Here is a 16991-nt window from a genome sequence, read left to right as displayed (position 1 = left end):
TTATCGTGCCAATTCGCGCAGGATGGCGTTCAGAACCGGCCGACCCGCAGCGGTCGCACGCAGGCGATCGCCCTCATGGCGCACCATGCCAAGCGATTCCAGCGACGCGATCGCAGCCGCATCCAGCGGCTCGCCTGCCAGCGCGGCAAAGCGGGCGGTGTCCAGGCCCTCGGTCAGCCGCATGCCCATCAGCAGATATTCCGTCGCCTGTTCACCTTGGGGGATGAACTCGCGCGGCAGTTCACCCGTTCCCTGACCCTCGACGGCATCCAGCCAGGCGCCGGGTGCACGAAGCGCCTCGGTGGCAGTGCGCCCGGTGGGCAGGGTCAGGCGGCCATGCGCACCCGGGCCGACTGCAGCCCAATCACCCTGCCGCCAATAGACCAGGTTGTGACGGCTTTCCGCCCCGCTCCGGGCGTGGTTCGAGATCTCATAGCAGCCCATTCCGGCCGCCTCGCAGATCTCCTGCGTGTCGAAATACATGTCGGCCGACAGATCGTCATCGGGCAGACCGCGCAGAAGTCCCGCGTCGGCCCGGGCGCCCAAGGCCGTCCCCGGTTCGATGGTCAGCTGATACAGCGACAGGTGATCGGCGGCCATGGCCAGCGCCTCGCGCAGCTCATCCCGCCAAGCGTCCCGCTGTTGGCCTTGGCGGGCATAGATCAAATCGAAACTGATGCGGCCAAAGACGTCGCGGGCCACGTCGAACGCGGCCCGCGCCTCGGCCACGGAATGCATCCGGCCAAGACGGCGCAGATCGGCATCGTTCAGCGCCTGGATGCCCATCGACAGGCGGTTCACGCCCGCATCGGCAAAGCCCTGGAACCGGCCCTTTTCGACGCTGGTTGGGTTCGCCTCCAGCGAGATCTCGATATCGTTGGTGAAACCCCAGCCCGCGCGGGCGGCGGTGATGACCGCATCGACGGTGTCCGGCTCCATCAGCGATGGCGTGCCGCCGCCGAAAAAGATGCTGCCCAGATGCCGTCCCGGCGTCTCGGCGGCCAGCCGCGCGATCTCGGACGACAGGGCGGTCGCCCATCGCGTCTGGTCGACCCGTGCCACGACATGGCTGTTGAAATCGCAATAGGGGCATTTGGCTGCACAAAACGGCCAATGGACATAGAGGCCGAACCCGCCCGCGCGCCAGTCTTCGCCCGCCTTGGTCATCCCCGGAATGCCGTGACTTCGATCTCGACCTGCATTTCAGGCCGGATCAGGCCCGCGACGATCATGGTCGCCGCCGGGCGGATCTGCCCAAGCGCCTCGGAGAGGGCAGGAGCGATCCGCTCGACCAGGGCCGCATCGGTGATGGTGTACTGCACGCGGACGATGTCATCGGGCGCGAACCCCGCCTGATCCAGCACCGAAAATATGGTGGCAAAGCAGTTGCGGGCCTGCTGGCACGGATCGTCGGGCATGGTCATGTCCGCATAATCATAGCCCGTTACGCCCGAGACAAAGCACCAGTCGCCCTTGATCACGGCCCGGCTATAGGCCAGCCGTGCCTCGAAGGGCGATCCGGTGGACAGCCTATGCAAAGCAGGCCTCGATCATCCGGGCCACGGCGCGGGCGCGGTGGCTGAGGCTGTTCTTCATCTCAGTCGACATCTCGCCAAGCGTGACCTGATGCCCGTCCGGCTGAAAGATCGGGTCATAGCCGTGACCTTCGGCCCCGCGCGGGGGCCAGACGACCTGACCGGGCAGCACGCCCTCGAACAGCGCCTCGTGGCCGTCGGGCCACATCAGGACCAGCGTGCAGCGGAACTGCGCCGCATGCGGGGCAGGGGTGCCCGTCGCCTGCACCGCGTCCCAGGTCCGCTGCATCGCCATCGCGAAATCGCGGCCCTGGCCGGTCTCGGCCCAATCGGCGGTATAGACCCCGGGCGCGCCGCCCAGGGCATCGACCGAGATGCCGCTGTCATCGGCCAGCACGGGCAGGCCGGTCGCCTGCATCGCGGCCCGCGCCTTGATGCGGGCGTTGCCGGCAAAGCTGTCCTCGGTCTCGGCGGGTTCGGACAGGCCCATCTGGGCCGCGCCCACCACCTCGACCCCGTAGGGGGCCAGCAGGGCGCGCATCTCGTCCAGCTTGCCCGCGTTATGGGTCGCGACCAGCAGACGCTTTTCGGTAAAGGCCCTCACGCGATCGCAGCCTTCTGGGCTGCGACCAGATCGGCCATCCCGGCCTCGGCCAGGTCCAGCAGGCGGCCCATCTCGTCGCGCGAGAATGTCGCGCCCTCGGCGGACATCTGCACCTCGATCAGGCGGCCCGCGCCGGTCAGCACGAAGTTGCCGTCGGTCCCGGCCTCGCTGTCCTCGGCATAGTCCAGGTCCAGCAGCGGCTGGCCGGCATAGATGCCGCAGCTGACGGCCGCCACATGGTCCAGGATCGGGTCGCTGGTGATCGCGCCCGCCTTCAGCAGCTTGTTCACCGCCAGCCGCAGCGCGACCCAGCCCCCGGTGATCGACGCGCAGCGCGTGCCGCCATCGGCCTGGATCACGTCGCAATCGATGCTGATCTGACGCTCTCCCAACGCGCTGCGGTCGATGCCCGCGCGCAGGCTGCGGCCGATAAGCCGCTGGATTTCCTGCGTGCGGCCCGATTGCTTGCCCTGCGCCGCCTCGCGGCGGTTGCGCGTGTTGGTCGCGCGTGGCAGCATGCCGTATTCGGCCGTGACCCATCCCAGACCGGTGCCCTTCAGGAAACGCGGCGGGCTGTCCTCGATGGTGGCGGTGCACAGGACATGCGTGTCGCCGCACTTGATCAGGCAGGAGCCCTCGGCATGGCGCATCACCCCGGTTTCAATTGAAATCGGACGCATTTGGGCTAGATTCCGGCCGGACGGGCGCATGACTGTTCCTTTTCGTGAATATCCCCTGCCCATAGCGCCCGGGGCCCCCCACACGCAACCCCAACAGGGGTCACAAGACAGAGCTGATGACCCAGGAATCGCTGCTGAACGAGATGAACGACCGCTCCCGCGAGGTGTTTCGCCGGGTGGTCGAATCCTATCTGGAAACCGGAGAGCCGGTGGGCTCGCGCACGCTGACCCGCGCGCTGTCGGAAAAGGTCAGCGCCGCGACGATCCGCAACGTGATGCAGGACCTGGAGTTCATGGGGCTTCTGGACAGCCCGCATGCCTCGGCCGGGCGGATGCCCTCGCAGATGGGGCTGCGCCTGTTCGTGGACGGCATGATGGAGATCGACGCCGTCAACTCGACCGACCGCGCGGCCATCGACCAGACGCTTGGCAATGACGACCCCGAAACCGGGGTGCTGCTGGACCGGGTCAGCACCGCCCTGTCGTCGATCACGCGGGGCGCATCGCTGGTCCTGATGCCCAAGCACGAGGCGCCGATCCGCCATATCGAATTCGTCAGCCTAGGGCCGGACCGGGCGCTTGTGGTGCTGGTCTTTGCCGATGGGCATGTGGAAAACCGCATCTTTACCCCGCCGCCGGGCCAGACCCCGTCCTCGATGCGCGAGGCCGGGAATTTCCTCAACGCCATGGCCGAGGGTAAGACCCTGGCCGAGCTGCGCGGCCATCTGTCCCAGCAGATTAACGCGCGGCGGCGCGAGCTGGACGTGCTGGCGGCCGAGCTGGTGGAATCGGGCATCGCGCTGTGGGGGGCCGAGGCCGCCGATCCGCGCCTGATCGTGCGGGGCCGCGCGAACCTGTTGGACAGCGAGGCCGCCGATCTGAACCGCATCCGCATTCTGTTCGACGATCTGGAGCGCAAGCGCGACATCGTCGAATTCCTGGAGCTGACCGAGCGCGGAGAGGGGGTGCGCATCTTCATCGGGTCGGAAAACACGCTTTTTTCACTTTCGGGTTCCGCTCTGGTCGTTTCACCCTATATGAATGCCGACCGGAAAATTGTAGGCGCGGTGGGTGTCATCGGGCCGACCCGGCTGAATTACGGCCGGATCGTGCCGATCGTCGATTATACCGCGCAGCTGGTCGGGCGGGTGCTGTCCGGCCGGAAAGGATGAAGTGAAATGACCGAGCAGAACGAACAGCCCATGGACGAGTTTCTGGACGACCCGCTGGCCGATCCCGATGACGCCCTGGCGCGCCTGACCGCCGAGCGTGACGAGATGCGCGACAAGTGGATGCGCGCCCTGGCCGATGCCGAGAACTCGCGCAAGCGGGCCGACAAGGACCGCCGCGACGCCGAGAATTACGGCGGATCGCGCCTGGCGCGCGACCTGCTGCCGGTGCATGACGCCCTGACCCGCGCGCTGGACGCGGCGGGCGAGGAACAGCGCACCGCCGCCGCCGCCCTGATCGAGGGGGTCGAGCTGACCCTGCGCGAGCTGTCCAACGTCTTCACCAAGCACGGCATCACCATTATCCGCCCCGAGCCGGGCGACAAGTTCGACCCCACCCATCACGAGGCCATGTTCGAGGCCCCGGTCCCCGGCACCGTCGCGGGCCACATCATCCAAGTGATGGATAACGGCTTCATGCTGCATGACCGCCTGCTGCGTCCGGCCAAGGTCGGCGTGTCGTCCACGCCCGCCAGTTAAAGGCGCCGCGGCCCGGCCACCCGGCCGGGCTGCTACCACCTTCCGCTGACTTGCCGATCATTCCTGATGGCGCGACGCTTGGTCACATCCGGTCAGCCAGAGGAGGGGATGATGACCAGCACTGAAGGTGTCCATATCCACCCTGCCGTCGATCACGGCATTGCGAAAGGCAGTCCGGGATTCTCGGGCAGCGTGCTGTCCTGTCATTGTGCCACGAACCCGGTCCGTGTCCGGGTCGGCGCACAGACCGCCCATAACCACGTCTGCGGGTGCACGAAATGCTGGAAGCCCGATGACGCGGTGTTCAGCCAGATCGCGGTCGTGTCCCGCGATGCGGTCGAGGTGCTGGAGGGCGCCGACAAGCTGGAGGTCGTCGATGCCTCTGCCGCCATCCAGCGCCATCGCTGCCGCGACTGCGGCGTCCACATGTATGGCCGGATCGAGAACAAGGACCATCCGTTCTATGGCCTCGATTTCGTGCATACCGAACTGTCCGGCGACGCGGGCTGGTCGGCGCCCGAATTCGCGGCCTTTGTCAGCTCGGTCATCGAATCAGGGGTCGATCCGTCGCGGATGGACGGCATCCGGTCGCGCCTGCGCGAGCTTGGGCTGGACCCCTATGATGCGCTGTCCCCACCGCTGATGGACGCGATCGCGACCCATGTCGCCAAACGCGCGGGCGCGCTGCCTGCTTGACGGCATGCGCCTGCCGCTGGAAGAACCGCCAAGGGGCCGCACCGTCGGCCCCTTCGCCCTGACCGATACGCCCAAGAGGGAACAGGAGAATATTCATGAGAACCCGTGCCGCCGTGGCCCTCGAGGCCGGCAAACCGCTGGAAGTGATGGAGGTCAATCTGGAAGGCCCCAAGGCCGGCGAGGTCATGATCGAGATCAAGGCCACCGGCATCTGCCACACCGACGAATTCACCCGCTCGGGCGACGACCCGGAGGGCATCTTTCCCGCCATCCTGGGCCATGAGGGCGCGGGCGTCGTGGTCGAGGTCGGCGAGGGCGTCACCTCCCTGAAGGTCGGCGACCACGTGATCCCGCTCTATACCCCCGAATGCCGCGAATGCGCGTCCTGCCTGTCGGGCAAGACGAACCTGTGCACCAAGATCCGCGCCACCCAAGGCAAGGGCCTGATGCCCGACGGCACGACCCGCTTCTCCATGCTGGATGGCACGCCGATCTATCACTACATGGGCTGCTCGACCTTCGCGAACCACACGGTGCTGCCGGAAATCGCGGTCGCCAAGGTCCGCGACGACGCGCCCTTCGACAAGATCTGCTATATCGGCTGCGGCGTCACCACCGGCATCGGCGCGGTGATCAACACCGCCAAGGTCGAGATCGGTGCCAAGGCCGTCGTCTTCGGTCTGGGCGGCATCGGGTTGAACGTGATCCAGGGCCTGCGTCTGGCGGGCGCGGACATGATCATCGGCGTCGATCTGAACAACGATAAGAAAGAGATGGCCGAACGCTTCGGCATGACGCATTTCGTCAACCCCAAGGAAATCGACGGCGGCATCGTCCAGCACATCGTCGAGATGACCAAGACCCCGTTCGATCAGATCGGCGGCGCCGATTACAGCTTTGACGCCACCGGCAGCACCAAGGTGATGCGCGACGCGCTGGAATGCACCCATCGGGGTTGGGGCGTGTCGGTCATCATCGGCGTGGCGGCCGCGGGCGCGGAAATCAGCACCCGTCCGTTCCAGCTGGTCACCGGCCGCGTCTGGAAGGGCACGGCCTTTGGTGGCGCGCGCGGCCGGACCGATGTCCCCAAGATCGTCGACTGGTACATGGACGGCAAGATCGAGATCGACCCGATGATCACCCACACGATGCCGCTGGATGACATCAACAAGGGGTTCGACCTGATGCATAACGGCGAATCCATTCGCTCGGTCGTCCTTTACTGATCCTTCATGGCTGCTTAGGTAAAAGGACGGCGGGGCCCGCGCGCCCCGCCGTCGCCATAAGAATGAACGAAGGAGCAGGCCCATGCGCCACCAGTGGCTGGACGACGACGACGATCACGAGGAAGACGACGACCGCCAGCCCAAGGGCGACAAGGATGGCGGCCTGGGCCTGCCCGAGGGCGACAAGATCGGCAAGCTGTACTTCAAGTCGCGCACGGTCATCGTGGCGGGCGCCATCAACGACAAGCTGGCGCAGCGCACGGTGGCCCATCTGCTGGCCCTGGCCGAGGACAGCGACAAGCCGATCAACATGCTGATCTCGTCCCCCGGCGGGCACGTGGAATCGGGCGACATGATCCATGACGTGATCAAGTTTATCCGCCCCACCGTGCGCACCATCGGCTCGGGCTGGGTGGCCTCCGCCGGCGCGCTGATCTTTGTCGCGGCGAAAAAGGAAAACCGCTACTGCCTGCCCAACACGCGGTTCCTGATCCACCAGCCCTCGGGCGGGATCGGCGGCACGTCGTCGGACATGATGATCCAGGCGGAACAGGTGCGCCTGATGCGCGACCGTCTGAACCAGATCTTTGCCGAGGCGACCGGTCAGACGATGGAACGCATCGAAAAGGACACGCAGCGCGACTTCTGGCTGAACACCAAGGAGGCGCTGGATTACGGCCTGCTGGGCCAGATCATCCGCACCGTGGACGACCTGAAATGAGCGGGACTGGCGGGGTGGCGATCCGCCCCGCCAGACCGGACGACCACGACGCCATCTGGGACATCCTGCGCCCCGTCTATCGCGCGGGAGAGACCTACTGCATGCCCCGCGACGTCGACCGGGACCAGGCGATCCGCGACTGGTTCGCGGCCCCCTTTTCCGCCTTCGTGGCGCTCGTCGACGGGCGCATCCTGGGGACCAGCCATGTCGGCGCGAACCGTCCGGCGGGCGGGTCGCATGTCGCCAACGCCTCGTTCGCCACCCATCCCGATGCCCGCGGCCGGGGCGTGGCGCGCGCGTTGGTCGATCACGCGAAATCCTGGGCTGCGGGACAGGGCTTCCGCGCGATGCAGTTCAACTTCGTCGTGTCCACCAATGCCGATGCCGTCCATTTGTGGCAGAAGGCCGGGTTTGAGGTTGTGGGCTGCCTGCCGGGCGCGTTTCTTCATCCCCAGTACGGGCCGGTCGATGCGCTGGTCATGTTCCACACCCTGAAGGGAGACACCGATGAGCCTTGAGACTCTGTCCGAAACCCGCAGCTTTGGCGGCACCCAGGGCGTCTATCGCCACGCATCGCAGGCGACCGGCACCGACATGACCTTTGCGGTCTACCTGCCCGAACTGGCGCTGCACGGGCGCGTGCCGGTGCTGTGGTACCTATCGGGCCTGACCTGCAACCACGAGAACGCGATGACCAAGGCCGCCGCCCAGCAATGGTGCGACGAGGCCGGCATCGCCATCATCTTTCCCGACACCTCGCCCCGGGGCGAGGGCGTGGCCAATGACGAGGCCTATGACCTGGGGCAGGGTGCCGGCTTTTACGTCAATGCCACCCAGGACCCGTGGAAGCCGCATTTTCAGATGTGGGATTACATCACCGCGGAACTGCCCGAACTGGTCGCCGACAACTTTGCCATCGACGCCGATGCCATGGGCATCACCGGCCATTCGATGGGCGGGCATGGCGCGCTGACCATCGCGATGACCCATCCCGACCGCTACAAGTCGGTCTCGGCCTTCTCGCCCATCGCGAACCCGACGGAATCGGACTGGGGCCGCAAGCAGTTCACCGCCTATCTGGGCGAGGATCGGGACAGCTGGCGCGCCCATGACGCGACGCTGCTGATGACCGAACGCGGCTATCCCGGAGAGGTGCTGATCGACCAGGGCGCCAACGATCAGTTCCTGGACCTGCTGCGTCCCGAATCGTTGGCCCATGCAATGATGGCACGCCGCCAGCCCGGCCAGTTCCGCATGCATCCGGGCTATGACCACAGCTACTTCTTCGTGCAGAGCTTCATGGCCGACCATGTCTTCTGGCACGCCGAACGGCTGGTCTGAACCGATTGCCGATCATTCCCGTCACCCCTGCCGTTTTCCCATAAGACTTTAGGGGCAAAGGGCAGGGGCTGCGATTGACGCAAGGGGGTGCCCGACCAACTACTTGGACATGGACTGCCGCGGGAGGAGGAAACCTGCGGCGCTGCATCCAGGGAGCGGAGGAGCACTCTATGAAAAATCTCTTGAACAGCGCGGCAGTCGCGCTGCTGATGACGGGCGTATCGGCCTATGCCAACGAAAGCGTCCTGACCGAGACGGGCAATTCGGCGCAATGGGCGATCCAGACCGGCGACTATGCCAACCAGCGTTATTCCGAACTGGACCAGATCAACCGCGACAACGTCGGCGACCTGCGCGTGGCCTGGACCTTTTCGACCGGCGTGCTGCGCGGCCATGAGGGTGGCCCGCTGGTGGTCGACAACGTCATGTATGTCCACACGCCCTTCCCCAACAACATCTTTGCGCTGGACCTGAACGACAACGGCAAGATCCTGTGGCGCCACACCCCCCAGCAGGACCCCGAGGTCATCGCGGTCATGTGCTGCGACACCGTCTATCGCGGCCCGGCCTATGCGGACGGCATGATCATCAGCCACCAGGCCGACACCACGCTGCTGGCGCTGGATGCCAAGACCGGCGAAGTGAAGTGGTCGGTCAAGACCGGCGATCCGGCCATCGGAGAGACCAACACCGCGACCGTGATGCCCGTGGGCGACAAGGTCCTGGTCGGCGTGTCGGGCGGCGAATACGGCGTGCGCGGCCGCATCACCGCCTATAACCTGGCGGACGGCACCGAGGCGTGGAAGGCCTGGTCCACCGGCCCCGACGACGAGATGCTGGTCAACCCCGAGACGACCATGCATCTGGGCCAGCCCATCGGCGCGGACAGCTCTCTGAACAGCTGGGAAGGCGATCAGTGGAAGATCGGCGGCGGTTCGACCTGGGGCTGGTTCAGCTATGACCCGGACCTGAACCTGGTCTATTACGGCACCGGCAACCCCTCGACCTGGAACCCCAGCCAGCGTCCGGGCGACAACCGCTGGTCCATGACCATCATGGCCCGCGATGCCGATACCGGAGAGGCCAAGTGGTTCTATCAGAAGACGCCCCATGACGAATGGGACTATGACGGCGTCAACGAGAACATCCTGATCGACAAGGAGATCGACGGCGTCGAGCGCAAGCTGCTGGTGAACTTCGACCGTAACGGGTTCGCCTATACGCTGGACCGCGAGACCGGAGAGCTGCTGGTCGCCGAAAAGTTCGACCCGGCGGTGAACTGGGCCACCGAAGTCGACATGAACCCCGATTCGGACACCTATGGTCGTCCGATGGTCGTGGCCGAATACTCGACCGCCCAGAACGGCGAGGATGTGAACACCACCGGCGTCTGCCCGGCGGCCTTGGGCACTAAGGACCAGCAGCCTGCGTCTTACTCGCCCAAGACCGGCCTGTTCTACGTCCCGACCAACCACGTCTGCATGGACTATGAGCCGTTCCGCGTGGCCTATACCGCGGGCCAGCCCTATGTCGGCGCGACCCTGTCGATGTACCCGGCCCCCGACAGCCATGGCGGCATGGGCAACTTCATCGCCTGGGATGCCGTCGCGGGCGAGATCAAGTGGTCCCTGCCCGAGCAGTTCTCGGTCTGGTCGGGCGCCCTGGCGACCGCGGGCGACGTGGTCTTCTATGGCACGCTGGAGGGCTTCCTGAAGGCCGTCGATGCCGAGACCGGAGAGGAGCTGTACAGCTTCAAGACGCCGTCGGGCATCATCGGCAACACGATGACCTACGAGCATGACGGCAAGCAGTACATCGCCGTTCTGTCGGGTGTCGGCGGATGGGCCGGGATCGGTCTGGCGGCCGGTCTGACCAACCCCAATGACGGTCTGGGCGCCGTGGGCGGCTATGCCGCGCTGAGCGACTATACCGAACTGGGCGGTCAGCTGACCGTGTTCGAACTGCCGAACTGAGACCAGCAGGCGGGCCGCCTCATACTTTGGGCCCGGATACGCAAGCGTGACCTTTGATGGCGCCGCCCCAGCATTAGACTGGGGCGGAACCGTCTGAGGAGACAGACGACTTTGGGAGGACTTCCGACATGAAAGCCATCACCAGCCTCACGGCGCTGGTCCTGGGTGCGTCCCTGGCCGGCATGGCCTTGGCGCAGACTGAAACGGCCCCCGCCCCCGAGGCTGCCGAGGGTGCCATGGTCCTGGCGAACGGCCAGGACATGACCCCCGTTGAGGAGATGGACGGCCGCTGGCGCAATGCCGAGGGCATCCCGACCTTCAACGTCGAGGACGGCGTGGTCGATTTCGCGACCTTCAACGGGTTCCGCCGCTATCACGCGGAATGCCATGTCTGCCACGGCCCCGATGGCGAAGGGTCGACCTATGCGCCGGCGCTGAAGAATTCCGTGCTGCGGATGGATTACTATGACTTCATGCAGGTCGTGGCCTCGGGCAAGCAGGGCACGAACTCGGTCATGCCGGCATTCGGCACCAACAAGAACGTCTGGTGCTATATCGACGACATCTATGTCTATCTGCTGGCGCATGGCACCGACACGATCGGGCGCGGACGCCCCGCCGAACGGGCCGACAAATCCGAGGATTACACGGCGCAGGAAGATTCCTGCATGTCCAGCTGATGCTGCGCCGCATCGGCGTCCTGGGGTTGATCGCGGGGATGCTGGCCAGCCCCGTGACGGCGCAGGTCGCCGACCTCCGTTCGACCACGCAGTTCCGGGTCTGCGCGGACCCGGCCAACGCGCCCATGTCGGACCGCGACGGCACCGGCTTTGAGAACCGTCTGGCGGAATTCGTGGGACAGACGCTGGGCCTGCCCGTCACCTACAGCTGGTTTCCCTCGGGCATGGGCTTTATCCAGCGGACCCTGCGGATGGGCACCTGCGACGTGGTGATCGGCTATGCCCAAGGCGATGAGCTGGTCCAGAACACCAATCATTACTACACCTCGGTCTATGGCATCGTGACGCGCCGCGACGGTCCCCTGGCGCAGGTGGACCGGCTGACCGACCCGGCGCTCAAGGATCACGGCATCGGCGTGGTCGCGGGCACGCCGCCCGCCACGCATCTGGCCCGGGCGGGGCTGGCCCCCAACATGCGCGGCGTCGATCTGTTCGTCGACCGCCGGGTCGAGGACCCGATGGGCGATCTGCTGGAGGGTGTCCGCAGCGGAGAGATGGGCGCCGCGGTCATGTGGGGCCCGCTGGCCGGGCCGCGCGTCAAGGACGACCCCGACCTGCAGTTCACGCCGCTGCTGCACGAAGAGGCCAATCCGCGCCTGTTCTATCGCATCACCATGGGCGTGCGCATGGAGGAGCAGGAATGGAAGCGCGAGCTGAACAGCCTGATCCGCCGCAACCAGGATGCCATCAACGACATCCTGCACGAGGCCGGGGTGCCGCTGGTCGACGATTACGGCAAGGCGCTGTTGCCATGACCCGTGCGGCGGTCCTGGCGCTGTTGCTGGCACCCGCCGCCTGGGCACAGACGGTGCCCGAGCCCGACACCTATCGCGGAGAGCCCTATCGCGCGCCGGTGCCCGCGACCCTGACCGGCGCGCAGGTCATCGGCATCGACGAGGCCGTGGCCCTGCACGAGGCGGGCGCGGCCTTCGTGGACGCGATGCCGCGCAAGGCCCGCCCCGAGGGTCTGCCCGAAGGCACCCTGTGGAACGAGCCGCCGCACCAGACCATCCCCGGCGCGCTGTGGCTGTGGAACACCGGCTATCAGGCGCTGGCCCCGGCCGAGGAGGCGCGGCTTCGCGACGGCCTGACCCGTGCTCAACAGGGCGACCCGGACCGCCCGCTGGTGATCTTTTGCCGCGCCGATTGCTGGATGAGCTGGAACGCCGCGCGCCGCGCCGTCGAATGGGGGTTCGAGCCGGTGCTGTGGTTTCCCGGCGGTACCGATGCCTGGGAACAGGCCGGCCGGCCGCTGGTCATCGCGGACCCTGTCGCCCCGTAAAGCTGCCAAAGGCGCGGGGGCCGGGGGGCATCGCGATGCGGTGCGTCACCTCCAGCGTCAGGGCGTCCAGAACGACCAGGCTGTCCGAATCCCAGTTCGCGACCGCCACGCCGCTGCCATCGGGCAGGGGGGCGATGCCTTCGGGATAGTCGCCGATGGGCACGGTGGCCAGAACCGCCAGCGTCGCGGCATCAAAGACCGTGACCGTGCCATCATACTGATCGGTGACAAAGCCCCGACCGGCAGCGAAAGCCACGGCATAGGGGTGGCTGCCCGTCGGCACCTGCCCGACCAGCCGCCCGGCCACGGGGTCGATGACCGATACAAGGTCGCCTTGCACATCCGCCGTGAACAGCCGCCCGTCGTGAAAGGTGATGCCGAAGGGATGCGCGCCCGCCGTCGCCACCCGGTGCAGACGCGCCCCGCTGGCGGCGTCAAAGATGCTGACCGAATCCGCATCGCGATCGGCCGTCGCGACCAGCAGGCCATCGGCGCTGACCGCGACGCCCGCCGGGGCCGGGCCGGTCGGCACGGCCCAGACCGGTTGCAGCGACGCGTCCAGCCGGGTCAGGCGCGCGTCGTACCAATGCGTCACGAATACCGCCCCACCGCCCACCGCGAGCCCGAAAGCCCCGGCCCCCAGATCGACGTGGTTGAGAAGGTGGGCGTCCTCGTCCAGGACATGCAGGCGCCCGGTATCGGCGGCGATGACATAGGCGCGCCCCGCGACCGGGTCATAGGCCACGGGTGCGGGTGCGCCGGGAATGTCGGCCTGCGCCAGGATCTCCCCCCGACCCAGATCCACCACCGTCACCGCATTGCCGTTCTGGGATGTCACGAAAGCCAGATCCCCGGCCATGACCGGGGACCCCATCAGCACCAGCAGCAGGGCGCGCAGCACTATTCGGCGCGGCCGAACCGCTCGGCCAGCGCGTCCAGCCCGGCCTGATAGACGCCCTCGACCGCGGCGATGGCGGCATCGTCGTTCAGCTCGGCCGGGGGATCGTTGTTGGGAAAGCCGCGATAGAAGCCGCCGCGCCACAGCACCTCGGCCTTGCCGTCCTTGTCGCTGACCTGCAGCGTCGAGGAATAGTTGGTGACCGGCAGCACCGCCGTGTCGACCTGGGTGATCATATAGCGGTACTGCATCTTGTCGTTGTCGATGCCCATCAGCTGTTCGGTGATGGTGGCGTCGCCGTCGCCCTCCAGTGTCAGCACACGGGTCGATTCGTCGGCGACATCCGCGGGCGCGCCCTCGGGGACCATCGCAGTCTGGGCCACCACGGGGTGCCAGCTCATGTCGTCGAACCGGCCGATCACCTCCCAGACCTCGGCGGGGGTGGCGTCCAGCATCACCGTCTGTTCGGTCTTGAGCCGCGACGGGCCATGCGCCCCCGCCACCGTCGTCATGGCCAGAACCGCACCAAGCGCACCGGCCAAAAGCGTCGTATTCCTCATTCCTTCCGTTCCTCCCGAAAGATCACATTTCTCAGCAGATAGCTGTAGCCGCGCCGGAACGCGTCATCGGTGTTGCCCCGGATCTCGACCGATCCGGCACGCAGGGTGCGTCCCGTCTCCGCGTCGCGGATGTGCAGGTTCACCGACTGGATCAGGTTCGACACCTTCTGGACCTCGCCCGCGATGACATAGTCGGTGCCCATCTCGCGGGCGATGCGGGCATCGGCGCCGTTCGAATGCACGGGGTTCAGGATCTGGGCCACCGCCTCGGGGGGCGGGGCGGTCAGATCAAAGCCCCGCGCGGCCAGATCCTGGGCGATATAGGCCTCGGTCATGGCGATGCGGTCGGTCTCATCCGCGCGGATGCCGTTGATCGCGCCCTCGGTCGAGGTGTCGATGTAATGGATGCCGAACCAGGTCGCGGTGCCGGGCGGCGGTGCGCCCTGTGCCAGGGCGGTCGCGGGGGCCAGCAGGGCCAGCAGCAGGGTCGATATCGGTCCGGTTCGGGTCATGATCCGACCATGCGCCCGACCATGCCGGGCGTCTATCAGACAAAAGCCGTAGCCGCCTCAGACCTTGGGTTGAGGGAAAACTTCCCGCGTTCGGCGGGAACAATAACCGGGTTGCCGCAGGCCGAATCCCCGCCCACCATGACCCCAGGGAGAGAGAAAATGCTCAAGGGAATCATAGGACTTTTGGTGGGTGCCGCGGCACTGGCCCAGCCCGCTGCGGCCCAGTCCCCCGATCCGGTGCTGATCCGCGCCGCCGTTCTGCGGGTTGACGATCCGGGCCTGCCGCCGATCTCGCGGCTGGATCTGCCGCCCGCCGATCTGGGGTTCGCGGGCGCCCGCCTGGCGATCGAGGACAATGACACGACCGGGCGCTTCATGGGCCAGGATTTCGAGGCCGAGGAGGTCACGGCCACCCCCGACACCGCCGAGGCCGAGCTGGCCCGGCTGCTGGATGACGGGATCGAGTTCGTGGTGCTGCTGGCCGATGACGCCACGACGCTGGCCCTGGCCGATCAGGCGGGGGATCGGGCGATGGTCTTCAACGCGATGGCGCGGGGCGACAACCTGCGCGGGGCCGATTGCCGGTTCAACACGATCCACGTCGCGCCAAGCCGGGCGATGCTGGCCGACGGTCTGGCCCAGTTCCTGATGTGGAAGAACTGGCCGCGCTGGTTCCTGATCCACGGCAGCCACCCGCAGGACCAGGCCATGGCCGATGCCTATCGCACGGCCGCCGCCAAGTTCGGCGCCCGCATCGTCGAGGAACGCGAATTCGAGGATACCGGCGGCGCCCGGCGCACCGACAGCGGCCATGTGCAGGTCCAAGCGCAGATGCCGGTATTCACCCAACGCGCGGCCGAGCATGACATCGTCATCACCGCCGACGAGGCCGACGTCTTTGCCGCCCATCTGCCCTATCTGACCTGGGACCCGCGCCCGGTGGCCGGGTCGGCGGGCCTGGTGCCGCGCAGCTGGCATCCGGCGATGGAGGCCTGGGGCGGCACCCAGTTCCAGAACCGCTTTGAACGCCTGGCCGCGCGTCCCATCCGCGAGGCCGATTATCAGACCTGGCTGTCGCTGCGCATCGTCGGAGAGGCCGCCACCCGCACGAATTCCGGCGATCCCGCGACGCTCAAGGCCTTCATTCTGTCCGACGATTTCGACGTGGCGGGTTTTAAGGGTCAGGCGCTGACGGTCCGCGACTGGGACCACCAGGTGCGCCAGCCTATCCTGCTGACCACGGGGGTTCTTACCACCTCCGTCAGCCCGCAGGACCAGTATCTGCACCAGACCAGCCAGCTGGACACGCTGGGCATCGACCGCCCCGAAACGCAATGCCAATTTCCGGAGACGCCATGAGACATCTGCTTTCCGCCACCGCCGGTCTGGCCCTGATGCTGGCATCGGGCCCTGCCATGGCCAACCGCGTCTTTGTCAGCAACGAGCGCAGCAACGACATCACCGTCCTGGACGGCGAGACCTTCGAGGTGATCGGTACCTATCCCGCCGGCAACCGCCCGCGCGGGATCACCATCAGCCCGGACGGGACCGAGTTGTATGTCTGCGCATCCGACGACGATCTGGTGCGCGTCTTCGATCCGAACACCATGGAGGAGCTGCACACCCTGCCCTCGGGGCCGGACCCCGAGCTGTTCGTGCTGCACCCGTCGGGCAACCCCCTGTACATCGCGAACGAGGATGACAACATCGTCACCGTCGTCGACGTCAAGACCCGCCAGGTCCTGGCCGAGATTCCGGTCGGCGTGGAGCCCGAAGGCATGGGCGTCAGCCCGGACGGGCGCGTGGTGATCAACACCTCGGAAACCACCAATATGGCGCATTTCATCGACACCGAGACGTTCGAGATCACCGCGAACGTGCTGGTCGACAGCCGCCCCCGTTTTGCCCAGTTCACCGCCGACGGGTCCAAGCTGTACGTGACCTCCGAGATCGGCGGCACGGTCAGCGTGATCGACCCTGAGACGCAGCAGATCACAAAAAAGATCAGCTTTGAGATTCCGGGCGTCCTGCCCGAGGCGATCCAGCCGGTCGGCGCGCGCGTCACCTCGGATGGCAAGAAACTGTATGTCGCCCTGGGTCCGGCCAATCGCATCGCGGTGGTGGATGCAGAAACCGACGAGGTGATCGATTATCTGCTGGTCGGGCAGCGGGTCTGGCAGCTGGCCTTCAACCCCGATGAGACGCGGCTTTATACCACCAACGGCAATTCGAACGACGTCTCGATCATCGATGTCGAGACAGACGAGGTGCTGCGCTCGGTCCAGGTCGGACAGCAGCCTTGGGGCGTCGTCGTGGCGCCGAACTGATATCAATACCGGAGGAGACGATCCATGAGCACCATTACCAGACTGATGGCCGGGGCAGCCCTTGCCCTTGTCATGACAGCGCCCGTCTACGCGCAGGATGCCGAAGCTCCCGCAGGCGATGCTGTCGTCGGCGAAGAAGCGGCGCCGGGCACGCAATCGGGCGAGGCGACCGATCAGTCCAACGACC

Annotated in this window: 20 protein-coding genes; 13 read left to right on the top strand and 7 right to left on the bottom strand. The window is 66.5% G+C overall.

The window, feature by feature from the left end:
- From hemW to rph, 4 genes are read right to left on the bottom strand one after another with little or no spacing between them, the layout of a single operon-like run.
- Positions 1-1167 carry a radical SAM family heme chaperone HemW gene (hemW, locus tag ABS73_RS05925; RefSeq protein WP_277023303.1) on the bottom strand — a complete coding sequence of 389 codons (1167 nt, stop codon included), beginning with the start codon at positions 1165-1167 and terminating at the stop codon, positions 1-3.
- Positions 1164-1538: a RidA family protein gene (locus ABS73_RS05920; protein WP_277023302.1), complete on the bottom strand. Its 375-nt coding sequence runs from the start codon at positions 1536-1538 to the stop codon at positions 1164-1166. The genes hemW and ABS73_RS05920 overlap by 4 nt, the downstream gene beginning before the upstream one ends.
- A complete protein-coding gene (gene rdgB, locus ABS73_RS05915) occupies positions 1531-2139 on the bottom strand; it encodes an RdgB/HAM1 family non-canonical purine NTP pyrophosphatase (protein WP_277023300.1) in 609 nt (202 codons plus the stop codon). The genes ABS73_RS05920 and rdgB overlap by 8 nt, the downstream gene beginning before the upstream one ends.
- Positions 2136-2849 carry a ribonuclease PH gene (gene rph, locus ABS73_RS05910; RefSeq protein ID WP_136855002.1) on the bottom strand — a complete coding sequence of 238 codons (714 nt, stop codon included), beginning with the start codon at positions 2847-2849 and terminating at the stop codon, positions 2136-2138. The genes rdgB and rph overlap by 4 nt, the downstream gene beginning before the upstream one ends.
- Positions 2850-2935: 86 nt before the next feature.
- Between rph and hrcA the strand changes: the two genes are divergently transcribed.
- The 11 genes from hrcA to ABS73_RS05855 all read left to right on the top strand — a co-directional run bounded on the left by hrcA (position 2936) and on the right by ABS73_RS05855 (position 12507).
- Positions 2936-3991 carry a heat-inducible transcriptional repressor HrcA gene (gene hrcA / locus ABS73_RS05905; protein ID WP_136855001.1) on the top strand — a complete coding sequence of 352 codons (1056 nt, stop codon included), beginning with the start codon at positions 2936-2938 and terminating at the stop codon, positions 3989-3991.
- A gap of 6 nt (positions 3992-3997) precedes the next feature.
- On the top strand, positions 3998-4528 hold the full coding sequence (locus tag ABS73_RS05900; RefSeq protein ID WP_136855000.1) for a nucleotide exchange factor GrpE: 531 nt from the start codon (positions 3998-4000) through the stop codon (positions 4526-4528).
- A gap of 111 nt (positions 4529-4639) precedes the next feature.
- Positions 4640-5224, top strand: coding sequence for an S-(hydroxymethyl)glutathione synthase (gfa, locus tag ABS73_RS05895; protein WP_277023297.1), 585 nt, complete (start codon positions 4640-4642; stop codon positions 5222-5224).
- A 95-nt stretch (positions 5225-5319) separates the two neighbouring features.
- Positions 5320-6450 (top strand): S-(hydroxymethyl)glutathione dehydrogenase/class III alcohol dehydrogenase, encoded by a 1131-nt coding sequence (locus tag ABS73_RS05890; protein ID WP_286693414.1) that lies wholly within the window; start codon positions 5320-5322, stop codon positions 6448-6450.
- Positions 6451-6532: 82 nt separating this feature from the next.
- Complete coding sequence (locus ABS73_RS05885) at positions 6533-7171, top strand: ATP-dependent Clp protease proteolytic subunit (protein WP_277019717.1); 639 nt, start codon at positions 6533-6535, stop codon at positions 7169-7171.
- Positions 7168-7689: a GNAT family N-acetyltransferase gene (locus ABS73_RS05880; protein WP_277019719.1), complete on the top strand. Its 522-nt coding sequence runs from the start codon at positions 7168-7170 to the stop codon at positions 7687-7689. Before ABS73_RS05885 ends, ABS73_RS05880 begins: the two co-directional genes overlap by 4 nt.
- Positions 7679-8512, top strand: a complete 834-nt coding sequence (gene fghA, locus ABS73_RS05875; RefSeq protein ID WP_277019721.1) for an S-formylglutathione hydrolase — start codon at positions 7679-7681, stop codon at positions 8510-8512. Before ABS73_RS05880 ends, fghA begins: the two co-directional genes overlap by 11 nt.
- Before the next feature lie 170 nt (positions 8513-8682).
- Complete coding sequence (locus ABS73_RS05870) at positions 8683-10485, top strand: methanol/ethanol family PQQ-dependent dehydrogenase (protein WP_277019723.1); 1803 nt, start codon at positions 8683-8685, stop codon at positions 10483-10485.
- Positions 10486-10613: 128 nt separating this feature from the next.
- Complete coding sequence (locus ABS73_RS05865; protein ID WP_277019724.1) at positions 10614-11165, top strand: c-type cytochrome, methanol metabolism-related; 552 nt, start codon at positions 10614-10616, stop codon at positions 11163-11165.
- On the top strand, positions 11165-11980 hold the full coding sequence (locus ABS73_RS05860) for a quinoprotein dehydrogenase-associated putative ABC transporter substrate-binding protein (protein WP_277019726.1): 816 nt from the start codon (positions 11165-11167) through the stop codon (positions 11978-11980). The genes ABS73_RS05865 and ABS73_RS05860 overlap by 1 nt, the downstream gene beginning before the upstream one ends.
- Positions 11977-12507: a PQQ-dependent catabolism-associated CXXCW motif protein gene (locus ABS73_RS05855; RefSeq protein WP_277019728.1), complete on the top strand. Its 531-nt coding sequence runs from the start codon at positions 11977-11979 to the stop codon at positions 12505-12507. The genes ABS73_RS05860 and ABS73_RS05855 overlap by 4 nt, the downstream gene beginning before the upstream one ends.
- Here ABS73_RS05855 and ABS73_RS05850 read toward each other — a convergent pair.
- Genes ABS73_RS05850 through ABS73_RS05840 form a run of 3 tightly spaced genes read right to left on the bottom strand, consistent with a single transcriptional unit; the run spans position 12482 to position 14477 of the window.
- Positions 12482-13408 carry a YncE family protein gene (locus tag ABS73_RS05850; RefSeq protein ID WP_277019730.1) on the bottom strand — a complete coding sequence of 309 codons (927 nt, stop codon included), beginning with the start codon at positions 13406-13408 and terminating at the stop codon, positions 12482-12484. The genes ABS73_RS05855 and ABS73_RS05850 overlap by 26 nt on opposite strands.
- The gene (locus ABS73_RS05845; RefSeq protein WP_277019733.1) at positions 13408-13965 is read right to left on the bottom strand and encodes an SRPBCC family protein; all 558 of its coding nucleotides are present in this window, start codon (positions 13963-13965) and stop codon (positions 13408-13410) included. Before ABS73_RS05845 ends, ABS73_RS05850 begins: the two co-directional genes overlap by 1 nt.
- Entirely contained in the window at positions 13962-14477 is a 516-nt protein-coding gene (locus ABS73_RS05840) for a DUF3280 domain-containing protein (protein ID WP_277019734.1), read from the bottom strand. Before ABS73_RS05840 ends, ABS73_RS05845 begins: the two co-directional genes overlap by 4 nt.
- Positions 14478-14636: 159 nt before the next feature.
- Here ABS73_RS05840 and ABS73_RS05835 point away from each other — a divergent pair, with 159 nt between their 5' ends.
- Together ABS73_RS05835 and ABS73_RS05830 are read left to right on the top strand one after the other, a co-directional pair.
- Positions 14637-15836: a lanthanide ABC transporter ABC transporter substrate-binding protein PedA1 gene (locus ABS73_RS05835; RefSeq protein WP_277019736.1), complete on the top strand. Its 1200-nt coding sequence runs from the start codon at positions 14637-14639 to the stop codon at positions 15834-15836.
- Positions 15833-16804 (top strand): YVTN family beta-propeller repeat protein, encoded by a 972-nt coding sequence (locus tag ABS73_RS05830; RefSeq protein WP_277019738.1) that lies wholly within the window; start codon positions 15833-15835, stop codon positions 16802-16804. The genes ABS73_RS05835 and ABS73_RS05830 overlap by 4 nt, the downstream gene beginning before the upstream one ends.
- Positions 16805-16991 lie beyond the last annotated feature (187 nt).

The sequence above is a fragment of the Paracoccus sp. SCN 68-21 genome (assembly GCF_001724535.1).
GTDB classification, from domain to species: domain Bacteria; phylum Pseudomonadota; class Alphaproteobacteria; order Rhodobacterales; family Rhodobacteraceae; genus Paracoccus; species Paracoccus hibiscisoli.
Note: the sequence above shows the minus strand (reverse complement) of the source record. Positions and strands in the feature narration are given on the sequence as shown.

Coding starts and splice junctions, on each gene's coding strand:
- ABS73_RS05885 (WP_277019717.1), top strand. CDS start 6,533: ATGCGCCACCAGTGGCTGGACGACGACGACGATCACGAGGAAGACGAC.
- ABS73_RS05880 (WP_277019719.1), top strand. CDS start 7,168: ATGAGCGGGACTGGCGGGGTGGCGATCCGCCCCGCCAGACCGGACGAC.
- rph (WP_136855002.1), bottom strand. CDS start 2,849: ATGCGCCCGTCCGGCCGGAATCTAGCCCAAATGCGTCCGATTTCAATT.
- ABS73_RS05835 (WP_277019736.1), top strand. CDS start 14,637: ATGCTCAAGGGAATCATAGGACTTTTGGTGGGTGCCGCGGCACTGGCC.
- ABS73_RS05830 (WP_277019738.1), top strand. CDS start 15,833: ATGAGACATCTGCTTTCCGCCACCGCCGGTCTGGCCCTGATGCTGGCA.
- ABS73_RS05855 (WP_277019728.1), top strand. CDS start 11,977: ATGACCCGTGCGGCGGTCCTGGCGCTGTTGCTGGCACCCGCCGCCTGG.
- ABS73_RS05870 (WP_277019723.1), top strand. CDS start 8,683: ATGAAAAATCTCTTGAACAGCGCGGCAGTCGCGCTGCTGATGACGGGC.
- fghA (WP_277019721.1), top strand. CDS start 7,679: ATGAGCCTTGAGACTCTGTCCGAAACCCGCAGCTTTGGCGGCACCCAG.
- ABS73_RS05845 (WP_277019733.1), bottom strand. CDS start 13,965: ATGAGGAATACGACGCTTTTGGCCGGTGCGCTTGGTGCGGTTCTGGCC.
- gfa (WP_277023297.1), top strand. CDS start 4,640: ATGACCAGCACTGAAGGTGTCCATATCCACCCTGCCGTCGATCACGGC.
- ABS73_RS05900 (WP_136855000.1), top strand. CDS start 3,998: ATGACCGAGCAGAACGAACAGCCCATGGACGAGTTTCTGGACGACCCG.
- ABS73_RS05840 (WP_277019734.1), bottom strand. CDS start 14,477: ATGACCCGAACCGGACCGATATCGACCCTGCTGCTGGCCCTGCTGGCC.
- ABS73_RS05860 (WP_277019726.1), top strand. CDS start 11,165: ATGCTGCGCCGCATCGGCGTCCTGGGGTTGATCGCGGGGATGCTGGCC.
- hemW (WP_277023303.1), bottom strand. CDS start 1,167: ATGACCAAGGCGGGCGAAGACTGGCGCGCGGGCGGGTTCGGCCTCTAT.
- hrcA (WP_136855001.1), top strand. CDS start 2,936: ATGACCCAGGAATCGCTGCTGAACGAGATGAACGACCGCTCCCGCGAG.
- ABS73_RS05865 (WP_277019724.1), top strand. CDS start 10,614: ATGAAAGCCATCACCAGCCTCACGGCGCTGGTCCTGGGTGCGTCCCTG.
- ABS73_RS05890 (WP_286693414.1), top strand. CDS start 5,320: ATGAGAACCCGTGCCGCCGTGGCCCTCGAGGCCGGCAAACCGCTGGAA.